This is a genomic window from Pseudomonas marginalis (assembly GCF_008692035.1).
GTDB classification, from domain to species: Bacteria; Pseudomonadota; Gammaproteobacteria; order Pseudomonadales; family Pseudomonadaceae; genus Aquipseudomonas; species Aquipseudomonas marginalis.
Window position 1 is genome coordinate 331,027 of the sequence record NZ_VTFG01000001.1, and the last position, 19,011, is coordinate 350,037.

A 19,011-nucleotide genomic window follows, 5' to 3' on the forward strand; every position below is an offset into this window, starting at 1 on the left:
TACGGGGGCAACCGCACTTCAGCAGGAGAGGGCTGCTGCTGTAGCAGCAGCCTCCCAGCAACCAATGCTGGACGCGCAACATAGGCTTTCAGGGGGCCGGCACGCCGGCTCCTACAGGGCGATGGCGTCAGGTTGATGGGCGCTGCGCAGGTAGGTGTGGTACAGCGCTGCATAGGGCCCGGCCTGTGCGATCAATTGCTGGTGTGGCCCCAGTTCCACCACTTGGCCGTGGCGTACGACGGCAATCCGGTCGGCATCCCGAATGGTTGCCAGGCGGTGGGCGATGATGATTGCCGTGCGCCCCTCACACAGGCGTCGCAAGGCCTGTTGGATACGCCGTTCGGTATGAATATCCACCGCCGACGTCGCCTCATCCAGTACCAGCACCGCCGGGTCCGCCAGGTACGCGCGCACCAGGCACACCAGTTGCCGCTGGCCATGGCTCAGATGTGCACCCAGCGGCCCTACTTCAGTGTGGTATTGATGGGGCAGGCGTTCCAGCACTTCATCGGCGCCCAGTTCACGGGCAGCGGCGACCAGCGTTGCCTCATCGGCATGGGGCGCGGCCAGGCGCAGGTTGTCGAGAATGCTGCCGCTGAACAATACATTGTCCTGCAACACCACGCCCACATGGCGACGCAAGGTGTGTTGCGCCAGGTCGCGCACATTGATGCCGTCGAGTCGCACGGCGCCGGCTTGGACTTCGTAGAAGCGTGTCAGCAGTTGCACCAAGGTACTTTTGCCGTGGCCGGACGGGCCGACGATCGCCAGCACTTCCCCGGCTGGAATATGCAGGTTCAAGCCTTTGATGACGGGCGCCTGACCATAACCGAACTCCACTTGGTCAAACTGCACTTCTCCACGAGCGCGCTCCAATGCGCGGGGGGTAATGCTGTCGACGATCTGCGGGCGCGTGTCAAGCAACAGGAAGATCCGCTGGGCCGACGCCGAACCCGTGGCGTAGCGTTCAAACAGGTCCGACAGCTCCTGCAATGGCCCCAGGAACAGAAACACGTAGAACAGGCTTTCTGCCACCTGGCCGACACTGACGTCACCCGCCGCCAGCCCATACGCACCCACCAGCAATAACAGCGCGATGCCTGCTGAACTGAGCAGTGCGGTAAACGGTGCAAACCACGACGAGCGCAAACTGCCGCGAATCAGCGCATGGTTGAAATCATCCAGCAGCACGCGATAGCGCTGCAGGTTCGGTGTCTCCTGGGCGCACTGTTGCAGCAAGCGCGCACCGCTGACACTTTCCACCAAGTGCGCGGTAAAGCGGCTGCGGTTCTCCGCGACCTTGGCCCAGTTGCGCTGGGAAATACGCTTGAAGCTCCATGTCGCGAGCACCAGCAATGGCACTGTCGCCACCAGACTGAGGAAGAACCGTGGGTCGATGCGCCAGAGCATTACCGAGGCCAGGCCGCAGCGCAGCACGGCGCCCAGCAATTCCGGCGGACCCTGGATCACCAGCGGTTCGAGGGCGTCGACATCGCGGTCGACCCGGGAAATGATGCGCCCTGCACGGGTCTGGTCGAAATAGCTCACGCTCAGGTTCTGCACATGGGCAAACACCTGCACGCGCAAGGCATTCAACACGCGGATCGCCGCGCCGCCGGCAACAAACTGCGAGACCCCGGCCAGCAGGAAACGCGCCAGCCAACTGGTCGCCAGGCCCAGGCCCAGCCATAGCACCAGGTGTTCATCCAGCAGCCAGTGATCGGCTTGCCGGATCAACCCTCGGTCCAGCAGCTCGCGCACAAACCAGGGCCGCAGGAACACGGTGAACACCAGTAGGATCTCAAGGCCGATGACAGCCGCAATCTGCCGTCGGATCGGTCGCAGTAACGGCAGCAAGCGTTTGAACATGCCACGATCGAGGGCCTTTTTCGCCAGCATTTCTTCGATTTCGATATCGCTCAAGGCTTTGCCTGGCAGCGGGTTAGCCATGGTCTATCCCCAGCAGGTCGCGGTAGTGCGCATTGGTTGATTGCAGTTCAGCATGGGTGCCTTGGGCGGTGATCCTGCCGTCGTCCAGCATCAGCACGCGGTCGGCCAGCAGGATGGTCGAGAGCTTGCTGGAGATCACCAGCACCGTGGTGCCGCGCAGGTTTCGCAGGTTGTGCAGCACCTGGCGCTCGCTGATGGCGTCGAGGGCGCTGGTGGCGTCGTCCAGGCACAGGATGTCGGGTTTGCCGAGCAGCGCCCGGGCCAGGCACAGGCGTTGGCGCTGGCCGCCGGACAAGGTCACGCCCCTATCGCCGAGCGGGGTTTCAAGGCCCTGGGGCAGGCGCTGCAAGACATCTTCAGCAGCGGCTTGATGCAACGCTTCGTGCAGTTCTTCGTCGGTGGCATCAGGCGCGCTCAGGCGCAGGTTGGCCGCCAGGCTGCCGGCAAACAGGAAACTCTCCTGGGGTACCACATGCACTCGCTGACGCAGCGGGCCCAGTTGCAGGTTACGGATGTCCTGCCAGCCGTCGTTGTCCGAACCGAGCAACAGGCGCCCGGCGGTCACATCGCTCAGGCGTGGCAATAAGCTGGCGAGCAGGCTCTTACCGGTACCGGTTGCGCCCACCAGCGCGACGATTTCACCCGGCTGCAAGGTCAGCGAACAGCCGTGCAAAATGTCGCGACCACCACCGGGCGCGGTCACGCTGATCTGTTCCAGCTTCAGTCCCAGCGGGCTGGCGGGTAGGGTGGCAGCACCGCTGCGGATCGCGGCGGGGGCGTCCAGCAGTTGCCAGATGCGTTCGGCGCTGGCGCGGGCATCGGCGAAGGTCTGCATTACCCGGCCGATGCCCTCTATACGAAATACCAGGGTGGTGGCGATCAGCAGCGAAGTGACCAATTCGCCGATTCCCAGTTGACCGGTCGCCACCAGGTGTGCGCCGTATACCAGAATCCACACGTGACCCAGCGCCACCACGGCCTGGGGCAGCGGAATACGTGAGCTGGAATAAGCCAGGGCCTGGCGCGCCAACGTAGCAAACACCGCCACCTGATCGGCAAAGCCCTGGATACGCTGCTGTTCCAGGGCGAACGATTTGATCACCCGCACGCCGCCAATACCTTCGCTGAGGTCCTGGTTGACCCGGTCATAGGCGCTACCGACCGCGCGATCCAGGCTCACCAGCTGTTCGGTCTGGCGCACGAAAATCGCCAAGCCGGTCACCGTCAGCAACAGCGGCACCAGCCCCAGCAGCGGGTTGTACCAGCCCAGCAGGCCAACCGTGGCCAGCACCACCAGCGGTGTCTCTACCAACTGCCGCCAGAAGGTGATCAACGCATCGCGGACTTTGTCGGCATCACGGGTGGTGCGGGTGATCATTTCACCCATGCCGTGCTGCCAGTGATAGCCCATGTGCAGGCTTTGCACCTGGGCCAGGATGCGTTCGCGCAGGCGCGTCAGCAGTTCCTGGCTGATCACCAGCGACAACACGCTGGCGATGTATTGCATCACGCCACGGCCCAGGGCGACGGCCAGCATCAGGCCCAGCCAGTACCAGCCAAGGCCGGCATCCAGGCTGCCGTCGCCGAGGCGTACCACGGCACGCCCGGCGCTCACGTCATTGACTGCATGGCCGATCAGCCATTGCTGCCAGACCAGGCCCAGGTTGATGGCCACGTACAGCGCCGCCACCAGGATGAATCGCCAGGGCATTTCCCTATAGATCGCCAGGCTGCGTAGAAGAGGGTGTCGTTCGATCATGAAAAGCTCATTGGCATAAACGGCGTATAGGGGCACACACAACACCCTACGGTGATTTATTTGCGCGTAGCGCCCTGGGTTTCCTTGGCGTTGAGGATCGCGGTGTATTCACCGGGGTCCACGCCATTGAGGTAGTAGTTGCCCACATGGTGCAGGCGCCAGCGGATCGGGTCGTGGGTGGTGTGCACCCGGGCATTGCGCCAGAAGCGGTCGAGGTTCCATTTGCTCAGCGATGAACTGGCCCCCAGCAGCGAGAAGATATCGCTGGAGATCTTCAGCGAGGCGCTGTCCGAATGGGCGCGGGCAGTGGCCACCGAAAGGATCAGCTCGTCTTGCAGCTCTTTGTTTTCCGGGTCTTGCTCATGGCGGTCAAATATCCGTGCCGCATCGCGCAGCAGGGACTCAGCGGCGCGCAGGGCCACGGCGTATTCGCCAATCTGTTTGATGATGTGCGGCTCTTCATTGGCATGGTCTACGCCGCTTTCCACCCAAGGCCGAGCGTTGTGCTTGAGGTAGTCGACGGCAGCCGACAACGCGCCGGCCGCGATACCGGTATCAATGGCCGCGTGAAGGATCTGCGGGAAGGTCAACCCCGTACGCTTCATTGGGCCCTTGCGGCGTGAAACAAAATCCTCATCCAGCACGATATTGTCGAAGTTCACCGTGCCACTCACCGAGTTGTTCTGGCCGAAGGCGTCCCAGTCGTCCACCAGGGTCAGGCCTGGCGTGTTGCGGTTGAGCAGTACGCCGGCACCGCCGTCATCCGAGGCGGCCGTGAGAGAGATCCATTCGGCCAGGTAAGAGCCCGTGGAGTAGAACTTGCTGCCATTGAGCACCAGGGCGCCGTCCTCACGGCGTTCGACGCGGGTCTTGAGGGCGAACTTGTTCTTGCCGCCTACCTCGGCCAGGGCGTTGCCAAAACGCTTGCCAGCCAGGACATCGCTGACCAGCCGATCGCGTACCGCATTCGGGTAACCGTTGAAAATCCCGCGCAGCATCACATTGTGGATTTGCAGCAATTGCCCGACGCCGCCGTCGGCCACCGAAATGATGCGCACGGTTTCGACGATTGTCTGCACCGATGCGCCCAGGCCGCCGAAGGCCTTAGGTACACCGATGGCGGTGATGCCGCTTTCGGACAGCAATTGCGCCTGGCGCCAGGGCAGTTGGCCATTTTGCTGGGTGTCGGCGGCAATGCTGGCGATCTCCACAGCGATTTCTCTGGCGGCGGCGATGGCCTCGGCTTCGCTGTGCAGGTGGCGGACGGGCGCCTGTTCATACGTTGTCATTCATTCATCCTTTGGTTTGCCCCGTTCCCCCTATGGCTGTGCGTCATCGTTGACGAACATCGCCGGCCAGCCGGCTGCTACGGGGAGGTTGGTGTTGGGAGGGCTTGAGCAAGTTCTGCGCCAACGCGCAAAACCCTGCTGTACCGGGGAGGGGGCATGCCGGTTTGCTGCTGGGGAAGCAGCGTCGTGAGACGGCTGCTGGAAGAGCAGCAGTGCTGTTGGCAGGCCAGCAGTCGCGTTTGGATGTTTGTTTCGATGCCCTTGTAAACCGGGGCTTTGAGCGATTGGCACGCCCTCTGCAATACCCCCTCCACTGACTTGCCCAATTAAATGGAGCTGCCCATGACCCTTTCCGCTGTCCTGCCCACGCCTGAGCTTGAGCAGATCTGGTTTACCCGTTGCCCGGTGCCGACTGCGTCCGGTATCGCCTACAAGCTGGGCTGGTTGACCGAGGAGTTCGCCCCCGACGGCCTGCCGGTGTCGACCTTGCAGGAAGCGCGTCAGTTGGGCCGGCACCACTACGATCACGATTTGCCGGGGCTGTTTCGCGAAGGCGGCAACGTCCCTGCATTGGCAGCACGTGCTGCGGGTGCGCCGAGCCGCTTGATTGGCCTGACCTGGATCGAGGAATGGCAGACCATCCTGGTCCGCCCGGACTCCGGCATCACCCGTCCCGCAGACCTGAGGGGCAAGCGCCTGGCCCTGCCAGCCTGGGGTGAAAACCGTCCCGGCAGCATCGCCCGCGCCATGAGCCTGCATGGCTATAAGGGCGCATTGAGCCTGGCCGGACTGGGATTTGATGATGTGGAACTGGTGGAGGTGGCATTGCAGGACCAGGAACAAGCGCCTGACCCGCAGCAAGGTTTGCAGCGCTTGTGGTCCGGCCTGGATTACCTGGTGCGTGGAGAGGTGGATGCGGTTTACGTCAAGGGCGCTTCGGCGGCCGACGCCGCACGCCGCCTGGGGCTGGTGGTGGGGATCGACTTGGACCTGATCGCCGAGCCGCGCTACCGCATCAACAACGGCACGCCGCGTCCGATCACCGTTCACCAGAGCCTGCTGGACAACCACTTTGACCTGGTGGTGCGCTTTCTCGCGCAAACCCTCAGCGCCGCCGATTGGGCGGCCAACAACCGCGACAGCCTGAACGCCATTCTAGAAGAAGAAACTCGTGCCGGCAGTGCCGGTGTGGCCGAGGCTTATCGCGGTGATTTCCACACCACCCTGGCGCCGGACCTGTCTGCCCAGCGCCTGGAATTCCTCGACATCCAGAAAGATTTCCTCTACCTGCACGGCTTCCTGGAGCGCGATTTTGCCATCGCCGACTGGGTCGACCCGCGCCCCCTGCAAGCTGCCCATGAACTGTTGGCCAAGCGCCGCGCCTGAATCCGGAGAATCCCCATGACTGCCATTGCCCACACACAACCGATCAGCCAGGAACTGCAAACCTTTATCGACAAGGTCCTGCTGGAGGCTGAAGAAGCCTTCACCGTGTTCCGTGAAACAAACACCATCACCGCCGCTGGGACCGTCGGCTTTATCGAGCGCGTACCGGGCCAGGAACTGTTGGTATCGGTGAACTACGCAGGCCCGTGGAACTACCGCAAACCGCTGCAAGCCACGGTTACCGACTTTGCCGGCAACGTGGTTTTTGGCAAGGGCAAGGGTGGTCTGGGGCGCTACACCAAGCTGTTCCAGCAACACCCGGATGTGACCACCGTGTCCCACGTGCACTCGCCGTACCTGGGCGCCTGGGCCCAGACCCACCGCACCTTGCCATTCCATTACGTGCCGGTGCAGCGCTACCAGTTGGCCCGTGAGCTGCCGGTGTATATCGACCGTCGCCAACAGGAAGTGGACTTTATCCTCGACAAGATCGCCGAGAACCCCTTCAACCTGGCGATCCTGGAGGCCAATGGCGGCTCCACCGTGTGGGGCAAGCAAGGCCTGCGCGCCACCGCCGAATTCATCCTGTTGCTGGAGGAGGGCGCACAACTGCAATTGCTTGCCGATGCACTCGGTGGCTCACGGGCCTACGGGCCGGGCGTGTTGACCCAGCAATGGAAAATGAGCGGCCTGTTCGAACAAGCCACGGCACTGGGCCTGGTCCCGGCCATCGACCGCCGTTAACGCCTTACCAGTTCCCACAGGGTTCTCTATTTCAAGGATGTTTTTTATGGCGGTAAAAATTCTTTGGTACTTGACCACGCCCGATGGCCCCTATCCATGGGAGCCTCAAGGCCGTTGGAACACTGATTTCCAGCACCTCAAGCAGCTCGCCGTGGCCAGTGATCGCCTGGGCTACTACGGTTCGCTGCTCGGTTCCAGCCCCAATGAAAGCCTGGCGGTGGCCGCGTCGTTGATCGACGCCACCCAGCGCCTGCGTTTTCTGGTGGCGCAGCACCCGGGCGAGTTATCGCCAGCGGTGTTGGCCAAGTGGGCGCTGACCTTCGACCAGTTCTCCAATGGCCGCCTGCTGTTCAACGTGGTCAATGGCAATGACGCGGGCCTGGCGACACTTGGGGTGCACTACCCGCATGACGAGCGATACGCCTTCAGCCTGGAATACTGGCGGGCGTTCCAGGGTTTCTATGCCGGCGACACGCGTGGCTATGACGGTGAGTACGTCAAGCTCGCACCGCGTTCGCCGGGCGCAGCCAACCATCCACTGGGCGGCTGGCATCCGCCTTACCAGAAGCCGGGCATCCCGTTGTGGGGCGCCGGAACCTCAGGGCCCGGCGTCGAGCATTCGGTGCAATTGCTCGACGTGTACCTGAGCTTCGCCAACACTCCGCCAAAACTCGGCGACAAGTTTCGCAAAGTCGCCGCTGAAGCGGCGAAGATCGGCCGCGAACTGACCTTTGGCACACGCCTGCAAATCATCGTGCGCGAGACCGAGGAAGAAGCCTGGGCCCACGCCGAAAGACTCCTGCAACGCACCTCGCTGCAAACTGCGCGCAACGCCATCGAGCGCCAGTTACCGGCCGGTGTGAGCCTGGAAGATTTCCACAGCGACGACCCGCAGACCCAGCGTAACGTCGAGACCATTCGCGCCGGGCGTTTGCCGACCGCGCGTGAGCTGGAGATCTATCCTAACGTATGGCTTGGCCCGAGCCTGTTCGGTTTCAATATCCTCGGGCCGGCCGCTGGTACCTACCTGGTGGGCAGCGCGGAACAGGTCGCCGAGCGCATCCGCGAATACGAAGCCCAGGGTACTTCCGCGTTCATTCTGTCTGGCTTCCCGCTGATCGATGAAGCCCACCGCGTGGCCGACCTGCTGTTCCCGCTGCTGGACCTGGACCACGGCTTTGAAGCGCCGCGCCTGGGTGTCAGCCAAAAGTCGCCGCAGCGCCAAGAGGCTTGAACCATGAGTGATGGATTTTCTCGCCGGGTGTTTCTCGGCAACAGCTTGGCCATCGGCGGTGGCTTGCTGTTGGGCGGCTGCGACAGCGGCGCGACGACTCAGGGTGCCGCCGTACTGAGCGGTAAGCCCGTCAGCGGTGGACGCCTGCGCGTTGGCATTATCGATGGCGATCAGTCCGGCAACCTGGATGCGCATAAACCGGTGGGCGGCGGGATCATTCGTGGCTGGGCGCTGTACAGCAAGTTCTGGGAATGGAACACCGATGTCAGCACGCGCCTGGCCCTGGCCGAGTTCGCCGAACCGAATGCCGACGCGAGTGCCTGGACTATCCGCATCAAGCCGGGCCTGGAGTTTCACCATGGCAAGACCATCGGCGCTGACGACATGCTGTTTTCGTTGTTGCGCCTTACCGATCCCAAGCTGGCATCGCCGTTTGCCGGCCTGGTCGGTGCCATTGATCGCAATGCCTTACGCAAGCTGGATGAGCGCACCATCGAAATCCGCTTCAAGCAAGGCCAGAGCTTCTTCCCTCTGGATGAAACCCTGATCAGCTTTGGCGGCATCGTCCCCACCGACTATGACCCCGTCACCAATCCGGTAGGTGCCGGCCCTTACAAGCTCAAGCGCTTCGTACCGGGCCAGCGCTCGTTGTACACGCGGTTTGAGAATTACTACAAACCCGGCCAGCCTTATGCCGATGAGCTGGAAATCATCGAGTTCAAGGACCAGGTCTCCCGTGTTGCCGCGTTGCGCGCCGGACAGATCGATGTGGCCAGCGGTGTGCAGGCCGAGCACAGTGCGTTGCTCAAGGCCGACTCACGCTTGTCGTTGTGCGTGTCGCCAAGCACTTCGTTTACCGGTTTCAATCTCAACCTGGCCAAGCCGCCCTTCGATGATGTGCGGGTGCGCCAGGCGTTTCGCTTGCTGGCGGATCGGCAAGAGCTGGTGGACCGTGGCCTTAACGGTTTCGGTCGCGTTGCCAATGACCTGTATTCACCTCACGATCCCACCTACAACCATGCGATTGCTCAGCGGCCGTATGATCTGGAGCAGGCCCGTTCGCTGCTGCGTCAGGCCGGGCAGACGGATTTGCGCGTGGAACTGACCACCACGCCTGGGCCCGGTGTGAACGCCGCTCTGGTGCTTGCCCAGCAAGCGAAAAAGGCCGGTGTCGAGATACGCGTGAGCCAAGTGGATGGCGCTGTGTTCAACGGCCCGCAGCGTGAGCAGTGGCAAGTGTCGCCGGGTTCTACGCCGGCCCGGGGTTTCCTGGCCTCGGCACTGCACAACGACGCGCCTTTGGCGATCTACAACCGCAGCAACTTCCATGACCCGCGTTTTGATGACCTCTACCGTGAGGCCCTTGCGCAGCCAGACCTGGAGTTGCGTAAAAGCCTGGTACACGAGGCCCAGCAGATTCAACACGAGCGCGGCGGATTGCTGATTTGGGGCTTCAACGATGTGCTGGACGCTGCCTCGGTCAAGGTCGGCGGTTTGGCGCCAGAGCAGACCACCTTCGCTTCCTGGCGGTTTGACGAACTGTGGTTGAAGCATGCTTGAGCCGTCTACCAACCCTCCACGCACGCCTGCTTGGTTGTCATGGTTTATCGGGCGCCTGGGTTACGGCCTGCTGACGGCCTGGGTTATCAGCCTGGTGGTATTCATCGCCACTCAGGCACTGCCATCCGACCCCGCGCGGGTGATCCTCGGCCCGGACGCGCCGCTGGAAAGCATCCTTACCCTGCAACACCAGTTGGGGCTCGACCAGCCAATCCTGTGGCAATACCTGCGCTGGCTCGGCAGCGTCTTGTGCGGGGACCTCGGGGTTTCCCTGGACTCCAACGCGCCGGTCAGCCACATCCTGTGGGGGCGTTTGGGCTACACACTGGCGTTGCTAGTCGGAGTGATCACCGTGGTAGTGCCTGGCGCACTGGCCCTTGGCGTGGCCCTGGCATTGCGACGCGACAGCTGGCTGGATCGTTGGAGCCTGTCGTTGCTGATCTTTCTGAAAGCCACGCCGGGGTTTCTGTTGGCGATTGGCCTGGTATTGCTGTTTTCCATGCCGCACATGGATTTCTTACCTGCGGTATCGATCCTGGATCCCGACCTGTCGCTGCTGCGCCAACTCAAGTCGCTGGTATTGCCGATATTCGCCTTGAGCCTCACTGCATTGCCGTACCTCACGCGCATGGTAAGGGCCGCCGTGATCGAGGCCCAGGAGTCCGACTACGTGATTGCCGCCAGGCTACGCGGCATTCCGCAGCGGCGGATTGTCTGGTGCCACACGTTGCCCAATGCGCTGGTACCGGCGATCCAGGGTGTGGCGCTGACCTTGCGTACGTTGATCGGAGGCGCCGTGCTGGCGGAAGTCATCTTCAGCTATCCCGGTATCGGCACCGCGCTGAACGCCGCGATCCAGATGCGCGACCTGCCGATGATCCAGGCGATTGTGCTGGTGATCACCCTCGCGGTGGTGCTGATCAACCTACTGGCCGACCTATTTACCGTACTGCTTACACCCAAGCTGCGCACCGCACGGCGGGTGACCCTGATTCAACGCAACCGAAGGGGAATAACCCCGTGGTGGCGCCGCTCCCGAGGTGATGCATGAGTGCCCGTCGATGGTTGGCCGAACCACAAACACGTAAGGGCGCGTTGATCACTTTGCTGGTGGTGGCCGTGGCGCTGTCAGGGCCTTGGTTGGCACCTCACGGGTCGACGGACATGGTCGGTCCTGTCTACGGCGCGCCTGCAGGTGACGCGTGGCTAGGGTATGACTTCCTGGGGCATGACGTGCTGTCGCGGTTGCTCAGCGGTGGTTTGTCGGTGCTGTGGATGTCGGTCGCAGCCGCCAGTATTGCACTGGCGGTGGGTACTACGTTGGGGTTGCTGGCGGGTTTGTCGCGTCGGCGCCTGGATCAGTTTATTACCTGGTCGGCGGATGTGTCCCTGGCGTTCCCCGACCTGATTCTGGTGCTGCTGATTGTGTCCATGTTGGGGCGCGCACCGTGGTTGATCGTGCTGACAGTCTCCATCGCCTTTATACCGGGCGTTATCCGTTTGGCGCGGGCGAGTGCGGTAGCAGTGGCAGGTCAGGAGTTCGTTGAAGCGGCGCAAATGATGGGCTATTCGCGACGCCGAATTCTGTTCAAGGAGATCCTGCCGAACATCCTCACGCCGCTGCTGGTGCATTTCGGCAACATGCTGACCTGGGGCGTGGGCATGCTGTCGGGCCTGAGTTTTCTTGGCTACGGCGTGGCGCCACCCACCGCTGACTGGGGGCTGATGATCAATGAAAACCAGGCCGGCCTGCTGGTGCAACCCTGGGCCGTATTGGCTCCGGCGGTGCTGATCGGTGTGTTTGCCTACGGCACCAATATTTTGGCTGAAGGCATCGGCCGCAGCAGCGCAAGGCTGGGAGACAGACAAGCATGAATGTGATTACCGAAATCGAAGCCGGGGTGTTGCAGGTCCGCGACCTGCGGGTGGAATTGCCGGGGCATGTGGATGTCGTGTCGGGAATCTCGTTCAGCCTGGCTGCCGGGGAAATTCTCGGTTTGGTGGGGGAGTCGGGCTCGGGCAAGACCACCTTGGCGACTGCGTTGCTGGCACATGCCCGGCGCGGTGCACGGATTGTGGGCGGACAGGTGCACGTAGGTGACCAAGCATTGTTGAGCCTGGAAGGCGAAGCCTTGCGCCGTGCTCGTGGCAGCCTGATCGGTTATGTCGCCCAGGACCCGGCCACCGCGCTCAATCCGGCACTGCGCATCGGTCACCTGTTGCGTGAGACCTTAGCGGCGCATCCTTCTGGGCTTGACCGCGAGGCGCAACAGCAGCGCCTCATCGAGACCCTGCGTGATGTCGGCTTGCCGGACGATCACGGGTTTCTGCGGCGCTTTCCCCATCAACTGTCCGGCGGCCAGCAGCAACGGGTGATGCTGGCGCTGGCTTTTGTGCTGCGCCCGCGCCTGATCGTGCTGGACGAGCCAACCACTGCGCTGGACGTCAGCACCCAGGCGCATATCCTCGCCACGCTGCGTCGGCTTTGCAAAAGCCAGGGCGTAGCGGCGGTGTATGTGTCCCACGACCTGGCGGTGATCAAGGACCTGGTGGACCGGGTGATGGTGATGTACGCCGGGCGCATCGTTGAAACGGCGACGCGGGATGAGTTGTTCAGTCGACCGTCCCATCCCTATACCCGAGGGTTGCTGGCGGCGATTCCGGATGTGGCGGGACGGCGCGAATTGACGGCGATTGCCGGGCATGCACCGGCGCCAGGGCGTCGGCCCCAGGGGTGCAGTTTCGGGCCGCGCTGTGAGCGGTTTACGGCTGGGTGCGCGGTGGCTGAGCCGTTATTGCAGATGAACGCGGCCGGTCGTGGGGTGGCTTGCCTGGCGCCTCACGATCAGGCGTTACAGGTCAAGGCACTCGCGCCAATTGCGGCCTTGAAGGGCCGGGTAGAGCGGTCACTGTTGTCGGTCAGAGGCTTGAACGTCGCCTATGACCGGCAGGTGTTGTTCGATGTCTCGCTGCAGGTGCAACCGGGTGAATGCCTGGCGATTGTGGGTGAGTCGGGCTCGGGCAAGACCAGCCTGGCGCGGGCTATTGCTGGCCTTGGGGAGAATGCCGAGGGGGCACTGGACTACGCCGGCCGGCATTTACCGTTGCACGCCCGCCAGCGCGATGCAGGCCTGCGCCACCAGATTCAATACATCTTCCAGAATCCATATCGCGCGTTGAACCCACGGCAAACCGTGTACCAGACTCTGAGCGCGCCACTGGCGCATTTCTTCGGCGTAAAAGGGGCGCCAGCACGGGAGCGAGTGGAAGCCGTGCTCAAGCGTGTGTCACTGCCGGGATCAGTCGCCGGCCTCTATCCCCACAGCCTGTCAGGTGGTGAACGCCAGCGAGTGGCCATCGCCCGTGCGCTGTTGTGCGAGCCCAGGTTGCTGATCTGCGATGAAATCACCTCGGCATTGGACGTATCGGTACAGGCGTCGATCCTGGACCTGCTGCGCCAGCTACAGCGTGAAGGATTGACGATGTTATTCGTCACCCACGACCTGGGCGTGGTGCGCGCGATTGCTGATCGGGTGCTGGTGTTGAAGGTCGGAAGGGTGGTGGAGCAGGGGGCCGTTGATGATGTTTTGGATCAACCACAGGCGGCCTATACGCGCACGTTGCTGGAGCATTCGCCGTCGTTGGGGTGAATGGCTCCGCTGCACAGTGATCGTCGGCAAGCAGGCCCCTATAGGTACACAAACCCCTTGAAGGAACCGGCTTGCCGGCGATGGCTTCAGCCGTCGTTAAGCAATTTTCGCCTTGCGCCGCAACGCCTCTTCACGCACTGCGGGGATAATCCACCGCCCATAATCCACGGTGTCGTACAGCGGGTCATAACCGCGATTCAAGAACGTGGTAACGCCCAGGTCCACATAATCCAGCAGTGCCTGCGCCACCGTTTCCGGGGTACCCACCAGCGCGGTGGTATCGCCATAAGCGCCCACTGCTGTCGCCGTCGGCATCCATAGCGCGCGATCATGACGATCACCCAACGCCGCCGCCGCTAACAGACGTTCGGAGCCGGTGCCCTTGAGCCGCTTCTGCCACGGACTGCCCGCCGCAAACTGTGGATTGGCCTTGATCTGCTCCAGGATCTGCTCGGCGCGTTGCCAGGCTAATTCCTCTGTTGCCCCCAAAATCAGCCGCACCGACAAACTGACCCGTGGCGCTTCAACACCCGCTGTTAATGCTGCCGCCTTCAGCTTGGCAATTTGCTCAGCCACGCCGCTTAATGGCTCGCCCCACAGCGAATACAGGTCCGCATGCTTCACCGCGATCTGATAGGCAATGTCGGAAGAGCCGCCAAACGAGATTGGAATATGCGGCTGTTGCAACGGTTTGACCGGTGAAAACGCACCCTTGATGTTGAAGTACTCACCTTCGAAATCGAACGGCTCTTCGGCCGTCCAGGTGCGTCGCACAATCTCCAGATATTCATCGGTGCGCCTGTAGCGTTCGGTCTTGTCCAGCAGAAAGTCGCCTTCCTGTGGCTCGGCGGTAATGCCGGTAATCGCGTGCAAGCGAATGCGCCCGCCGCCAGTGGTATGGTCCAGCGTGGCAAACGAGCGGGCAGCGACGGTCGGCGCGGTGAGGCCGGGGCGATGGGCGATCATGAAGCCCAATCGCTCAGTGTGCGCCGCCGCATACGCGGCAATTTGCAGGCTGTCGGCACTGCCGGGGCCGCTGGCGATCAGCACACGGTCGAAGCCTGCATGCTCATGGGCGCGGGCATGGTGACGGATAAAGTCGAGGTCGAAATCCGGGCTGCGAACGCCACGGGTTTCGGACCACTGGCGAGGGAAAATCATGCCGACAAATTCGATAGACATAACGTGCTCCTGGTGCGGATCAGAATTGATAGTCGACCTGGGCCAACAAGGTGCGGCCAGGCATGGGTTGCAAAAAAGTGTTGGTGGAACCGGCCAGTCCGCTGACGAAGTTCAGTTCATTGGTCAGGTTGAGCACCCGTAACGTGGTGCTCCATTGCGGTTGGCGGTAGTACACGGCGAGATCGAGGTTGTATTCGTTCGGGATCTTTACGGTCTTGCTGAGGTTCAGGTACCAACTGCTGGTCCACCAGCCTGAAAGTTCGGCGCCAAAGCCTGAGTCGAAGCGGTAGTCGACATACCCGCTGGCGGTGTATTCAGGAATCTGCACCGCGTCGAAACGCCCGGACGGCCGCTGGTTGAGGCTATTGTTATCGCCGAACACTGTGCCGTTGTCGGGAATGAACCCCGCTGAGGCAAATCCGGCCTGGGAGGTGAACTCGTTATAGGCGTTGAGCTTGGACAGGTTCAGACCGCTGCGAAGGTGGTCGTCCGGTTGATAGCGCACGGTGGCTTCCACACCCTTGATCATCAGCCGCGCGATGTTGTTATTGCTGTCAGGTGCCTGGTCGCGGGCTTGCTTGAACGCCGCCAGCGTCATGAACAGCTGGTTAGGCACTGCTTCGACCTTTACCCCGACTTCATGCAGCACGCTCAAGCTCTGGAACGCCAGCGGGTTGAGCTGGTTGGCGCCACTGCCGCTGCCCCAGCCAAGGCCGTTGGAAAAGAACCCGGTGTTGACCGCCAACGAGCGGTCGAAGGTGTAGTACAGCGTGGTGTTTTCAGTCGGTTTTACATACGGGCTGACCTGGAAAGCAAACAGCCGGTAATTGTCGCTGTCCTTGCGCCGGTTGCCACCGGCGAGTACGAACGGGTTGTCGATCTCGGCCTCGATCCAGCTGCGGCTGGCGCCAATATTCAAGCCGAAATACTCGCCGTACTTGAGGTTGTGCTGGCTGAACAGGGTTTTGGTGGTCCAGGTGCTTTCAGCGGTGTAGGGCGCCACCGATTCGGCGTACAGGCCGTGCCCAGCTTCATACATGGGCGGCAGGTTGAGCCAGCCGTAGTAGTTGGAGTATTGCGGCACGCCGGGTTGTCCGATCCAAGCGCCGTTGCCGCCGGCAGGGTTGCTGGCGTTGAGGCCGAGTAAGTCACCAGGGTTTTTGCCGGAAGGGTCTTGGGTCAGGTCATAGGCATTAATGGTCGAGCCAAAGCTGTTGTTCGCAGCAATCGACTGGTTGAATTCGCGGCGGTAGATCAGGCCGCTGTTGCTGTCATCGCGCAGGGTCCAGCCGCCCAGCTGGGTCTCGTTGCGCGAGCGGAACTCGAAGCGGTTATCGAAAATGTTGTCCTTCGATTGCACCTGGAATGCGCCCACGGCATCGGTGATGTCCTTGGAGCGTTCATAAAAAGTGCTGTTGGCTACGGTGATAGTCGGCGACAGGTCGGCCTCGATACGCAGTTGCGTGGTAAAGCGCCGCGAGCTGCTTTCGTCCTCTTTGCGCTGCCCGGTCTGTGATGACAGCGACTGCTCGCCATTGCCCGCCAGCGTCGGGTCATACACCCAGCCACGCAGGCTGCCGGGGTTGGCCTGGGTATTCGGTGGGGCGGTCTGGAAGCTGCCGTCGACCACACTGTATTGGCCCTGGGCGTTGCGTTGGCGTTTTACCCAACCGAGTGTTGGCGCATCGGCGGCGCCCGAAGCCAGCACCGGCGACCACAGGGTACTGCCGTTCTGGATAATCGGCGTGGCGCGCCCGGCGTAGTATTTGCCGTTGTCCACCAGGTCCTGGGTAGCGCGGTTCCAGCCGTGGGTGATGTTGTAGTCGTAGTAATTGTCGTAGCTGGCGTTCCAGTCGACGCGCACGTTGTCGTTGCGCCAGGCCAACGCGCCATAGAAGGCGTCAAAATTGTTCTCGACATTGTCATAGAAGTCCTCCTGGCGCTGCTTGGTGATGCTCATGCGGTAGGCCAGGTTGTCACTCAGAGGCCCGGTGTTGTCGATGCTGAATTTGTTGGAACTGCGTGAGGTGCCGTCTGGAACCCACGAACCCAGCTCGCCGCTGAGTTTGGTCTTGAACGCGTTGAAGTCGGGTTTCTTGCTCAGGTAGTTGACGTAGCCGCCGCTGCCGGATACCGAGCCGTAGGTCACCGAGGACGGGCCGGCAACGATGTCCGCACCTTCATAGGCGTTGAAGTTGGCGGGGTGGCGCACGGCGTAACCACGCTGGCCGTCCTGGAAAATCTCCGAACCCTGGCCACGAAACTGCGGTGCGATACCCGCGTTTTGCCCGCCGCCCCGAGTGATGCCGGGCGCATATTTGACCAGGTCGTCGGCGCTATGGATCGCGCCGCTCGCCAATTGCTCGGCGTTGATTTGCACCACGGAGCGCGGCGTGTCCAGCACTTTGGTTTCCGTGCCACCGTACACTGAGGTCGGCGGGCGGGTGGGCAGTGCGTCGTCATCCGACTCGCTGGCACTTGCCTGCACGGTCACGGTTTGCAGTTGGGTATCGGTGGCAAAAGCCTGCAGCGGCAGGGTGACTGCCAGCAGCAGGGGAAAACGCAAGGCGATAGCGTGCATGGCAGAAATGACTCCTGTCGAAAATGGGTATCAATGTGATGCCTCGTAGGCGCCCGGTTGATCGGCAAGGCTTGGGGGCCTTATCGCCGGCAAGTCGGGCTCCTGCGGGGAATGAGGTGTCAGGCCGTGTCTTTGAGCCAGAGCTTCTCGAAGCGCCAGGTGCTGAACAGCGACTGTTCTGCCTGGGCCCCACCGACGCGCGTGGAAAAGCTGTCCAGCAGGTCGGCATACCCCCAGATCAACATGCCGCCGCGTTCGTACTGGATCTGCTGCACCTGATGCACCAGAACCTTGCGTTTTTCCAGGTCGGGCTGGGCCATGGCGGCGAGGAACAGTTCGCTGAATTGCGCGTCGTTGAAGTGGGTCTTGTTGGATACTGCAAAGGGAGCGTCGGTGTGGATTGCACTGGCGAGGAACGGTGCACCGATGCTGCCCCCGGTGCTCAGGGTCCAATCGTTTTTCAGTGGGCCCTGGAAAGTGGCGAGGTCTACTTGCTTGACCTTAAGGGTGACGCCGATGCGCTTGGCCTGCTCAGCCAGCACTAATGCTGAACTCAGGCCTGGACCCGGGGTGGTGATCAGTTCCACCTCGAGGTTTTCCTGGCCGGCGTCCTTGAGCAGTTGTGCGGCGCGCTGAGGGGCATACGGTCGCGGGCCAAGGCTGTGGTTGAAGGTGGGGTCGCTGGGCGCATACAAATCATTGGCCACTCGGCCCTGGCCATTTAGCGCGCGACGGACCAGTTCTTCGCGGTCGGCCAGCAAGCGAAATGCCTCGCGCACCCGCGGGTCGTTGAAGGGCGGCTTGTCCAGATTCATATCGAAGGACAGCCAGTTGCCGGTCACCGATTTGATGACCTTCAACCGTGGGTCCTTCTCCAGGATCGGCAGCTGTTCGGTGGGCATCGAGTTGGCCATGTCGATCTGCCCGGCGCGCAGTGCGGCGAGGCGTGAGACCTGATCCTTGAAATCGATGATTTCCAGCTCGTCGGCGTACGGCTTACCTTCCTTGTAGTAATTCTCGAAACGCGTGAACAGGGAGCGCTGGCCGGGGGTGAAGCTTTTCAGTTTGTAGGGGCCGGCGCCCACCGGATTGGTGACCGGGTGGTAATCCACCGGCACGATACCGCCGAAGTTGACCCAGGTTTCGGCCAGCGGCATATAGCTGCGGCCGTCGCGAAAGTTCAGGCGCACGGTGCGGTTGTCGAGTTTGACCAGGTTGTCGCGGTCTACCCAGTGCAACAGTGCCGCATACGGCGAGGCCAGTTGCGGATCGGTGAGACGGCGGATCGAGAACATCAGGTCGTCGGCGTCAATGGTCTTACCGTTGTGGAACTCCAGGCCCGGATGCAAGCGCAGGGTCCAGGTGCTGGCATCCGCGTTGGGCTCGGCGAACTCGGCGAGTGCCAAGCGCGGCTGCATTTGCTCATCCCACTCCCACAACTTGCTATACAGCGCAAAGCCACGAACGATGCCGCTGCCCACCGGTTTATGCGCGTCCAGATTGCCGCTCTGGTTGCCATCGAGAATCCCCAGGCGCAGGCGGCCGCCGTAGCGTGGCTGGTCGCTGCCGGTGGCGGCAGCCGGTGCGTTATTCGGGCCGCAACCCGCCAGCAGCAGTGCGCCGCCGGCGGTCGCGCTGTAGCCGAGAAAGTCTCGACGGCTCAGCAGTAAGGTCAT

At 62.2% G+C, this 19,011-nt stretch carries 13 protein-coding genes; 7 read left to right on the top strand and 6 right to left on the bottom strand.

The window, feature by feature from the left end:
* Positions 1–111: 111 nt before the first annotated feature.
* Genes FX984_RS01365 through FX984_RS01375 form a run of 3 tightly spaced genes read right to left on the bottom strand, consistent with a single transcriptional unit; the run spans position 112 to position 4,998 of the window.
* On the bottom strand, positions 112–1,950 hold the full coding sequence (locus FX984_RS01365; protein ID WP_146476432.1) for an ABC transporter ATP-binding protein: 1,839 nt from the start codon (positions 1,948–1,950) through the stop codon (positions 112–114).
* Positions 1,943–3,709 (bottom strand): ABC transporter ATP-binding protein, encoded by a 1,767-nt coding sequence (locus FX984_RS01370; protein WP_146476431.1) that lies wholly within the window; start codon positions 3,707–3,709, stop codon positions 1,943–1,945. The genes FX984_RS01365 and FX984_RS01370 overlap by 8 nt, the downstream gene beginning before the upstream one ends.
* Before the next feature lie 56 nt (positions 3,710–3,765).
* Positions 3,766–4,998 carry an acyl-CoA dehydrogenase family protein gene (locus tag FX984_RS01375; RefSeq protein ID WP_146476430.1) on the bottom strand — a complete coding sequence of 411 codons (1,233 nt, stop codon included), beginning with the start codon at positions 4,996–4,998 and terminating at the stop codon, positions 3,766–3,768.
* Between the two features lie 342 nt (positions 4,999–5,340).
* Here FX984_RS01375 and FX984_RS01380 point away from each other — a divergent pair, with 342 nt between their 5' ends.
* The 7 genes from FX984_RS01380 to FX984_RS01410 are packed head-to-tail and all read left to right on the top strand — an operon-like array spanning position 5,341 to position 13,572.
* Positions 5,341–6,384: an ABC transporter substrate-binding protein gene (locus FX984_RS01380; RefSeq protein WP_146476429.1), complete on the top strand. Its 1,044-nt coding sequence runs from the start codon at positions 5,341–5,343 to the stop codon at positions 6,382–6,384.
* A gap of 15 nt (positions 6,385–6,399) precedes the next feature.
* Positions 6,400–7,128, top strand: a complete 729-nt coding sequence (locus FX984_RS01385; RefSeq protein WP_065927638.1) for a class II aldolase/adducin family protein — start codon at positions 6,400–6,402, stop codon at positions 7,126–7,128.
* A 46-nt stretch (positions 7,129–7,174) separates the two neighbouring features.
* On the top strand, positions 7,175–8,362 hold the full coding sequence (locus tag FX984_RS01390; RefSeq protein ID WP_146476428.1) for an LLM class flavin-dependent oxidoreductase: 1,188 nt from the start codon (positions 7,175–7,177) through the stop codon (positions 8,360–8,362).
* Between the two features lie 3 nt (positions 8,363–8,365).
* On the top strand, positions 8,366–9,922 hold the full coding sequence (locus tag FX984_RS01395; protein WP_146476427.1) for an ABC transporter substrate-binding protein: 1,557 nt from the start codon (positions 8,366–8,368) through the stop codon (positions 9,920–9,922).
* The gene (locus FX984_RS01400) at positions 9,915–10,973 is read left to right on the top strand and encodes an ABC transporter permease (protein ID WP_115488695.1); all 1,059 of its coding nucleotides are present in this window, start codon (positions 9,915–9,917) and stop codon (positions 10,971–10,973) included. Before FX984_RS01395 ends, FX984_RS01400 begins: the two co-directional genes overlap by 8 nt.
* Positions 10,970–11,797, top strand: a complete 828-nt coding sequence (locus FX984_RS01405; RefSeq protein ID WP_115488694.1) for an ABC transporter permease — start codon at positions 10,970–10,972, stop codon at positions 11,795–11,797. Before FX984_RS01400 ends, FX984_RS01405 begins: the two co-directional genes overlap by 4 nt.
* Entirely contained in the window at positions 11,794–13,572 is a 1,779-nt protein-coding gene (locus FX984_RS01410; RefSeq protein ID WP_115488693.1) for a dipeptide ABC transporter ATP-binding protein, read from the top strand. The genes FX984_RS01405 and FX984_RS01410 overlap by 4 nt, the downstream gene beginning before the upstream one ends.
* Before the next feature lie 96 nt (positions 13,573–13,668).
* Here the strand turns inward: FX984_RS01410 and FX984_RS01415 are convergent, their stop codons facing one another.
* The 3 genes from FX984_RS01415 to FX984_RS01425 all read right to left on the bottom strand — a co-directional run bounded on the left by FX984_RS01415 (position 13,669) and on the right by FX984_RS01425 (position 19,011).
* Entirely contained in the window at positions 13,669–14,754 is a 1,086-nt protein-coding gene (locus FX984_RS01415; RefSeq protein WP_146476426.1) for an LLM class flavin-dependent oxidoreductase, read from the bottom strand.
* A 19-nt stretch (positions 14,755–14,773) separates the two neighbouring features.
* Positions 14,774–17,335 carry a TonB-dependent receptor plug domain-containing protein gene (locus tag FX984_RS01420; protein ID WP_146476425.1) on the bottom strand — a complete coding sequence of 854 codons (2,562 nt, stop codon included), beginning with the start codon at positions 17,333–17,335 and terminating at the stop codon, positions 14,774–14,776.
* 119 nt (positions 17,336–17,454) lie between these two features.
* The gene (locus FX984_RS01425) at positions 17,455–19,011 is read right to left on the bottom strand and encodes an ABC transporter substrate-binding protein (RefSeq protein ID WP_141155011.1); all 1,557 of its coding nucleotides are present in this window, start codon (positions 19,009–19,011) and stop codon (positions 17,455–17,457) included.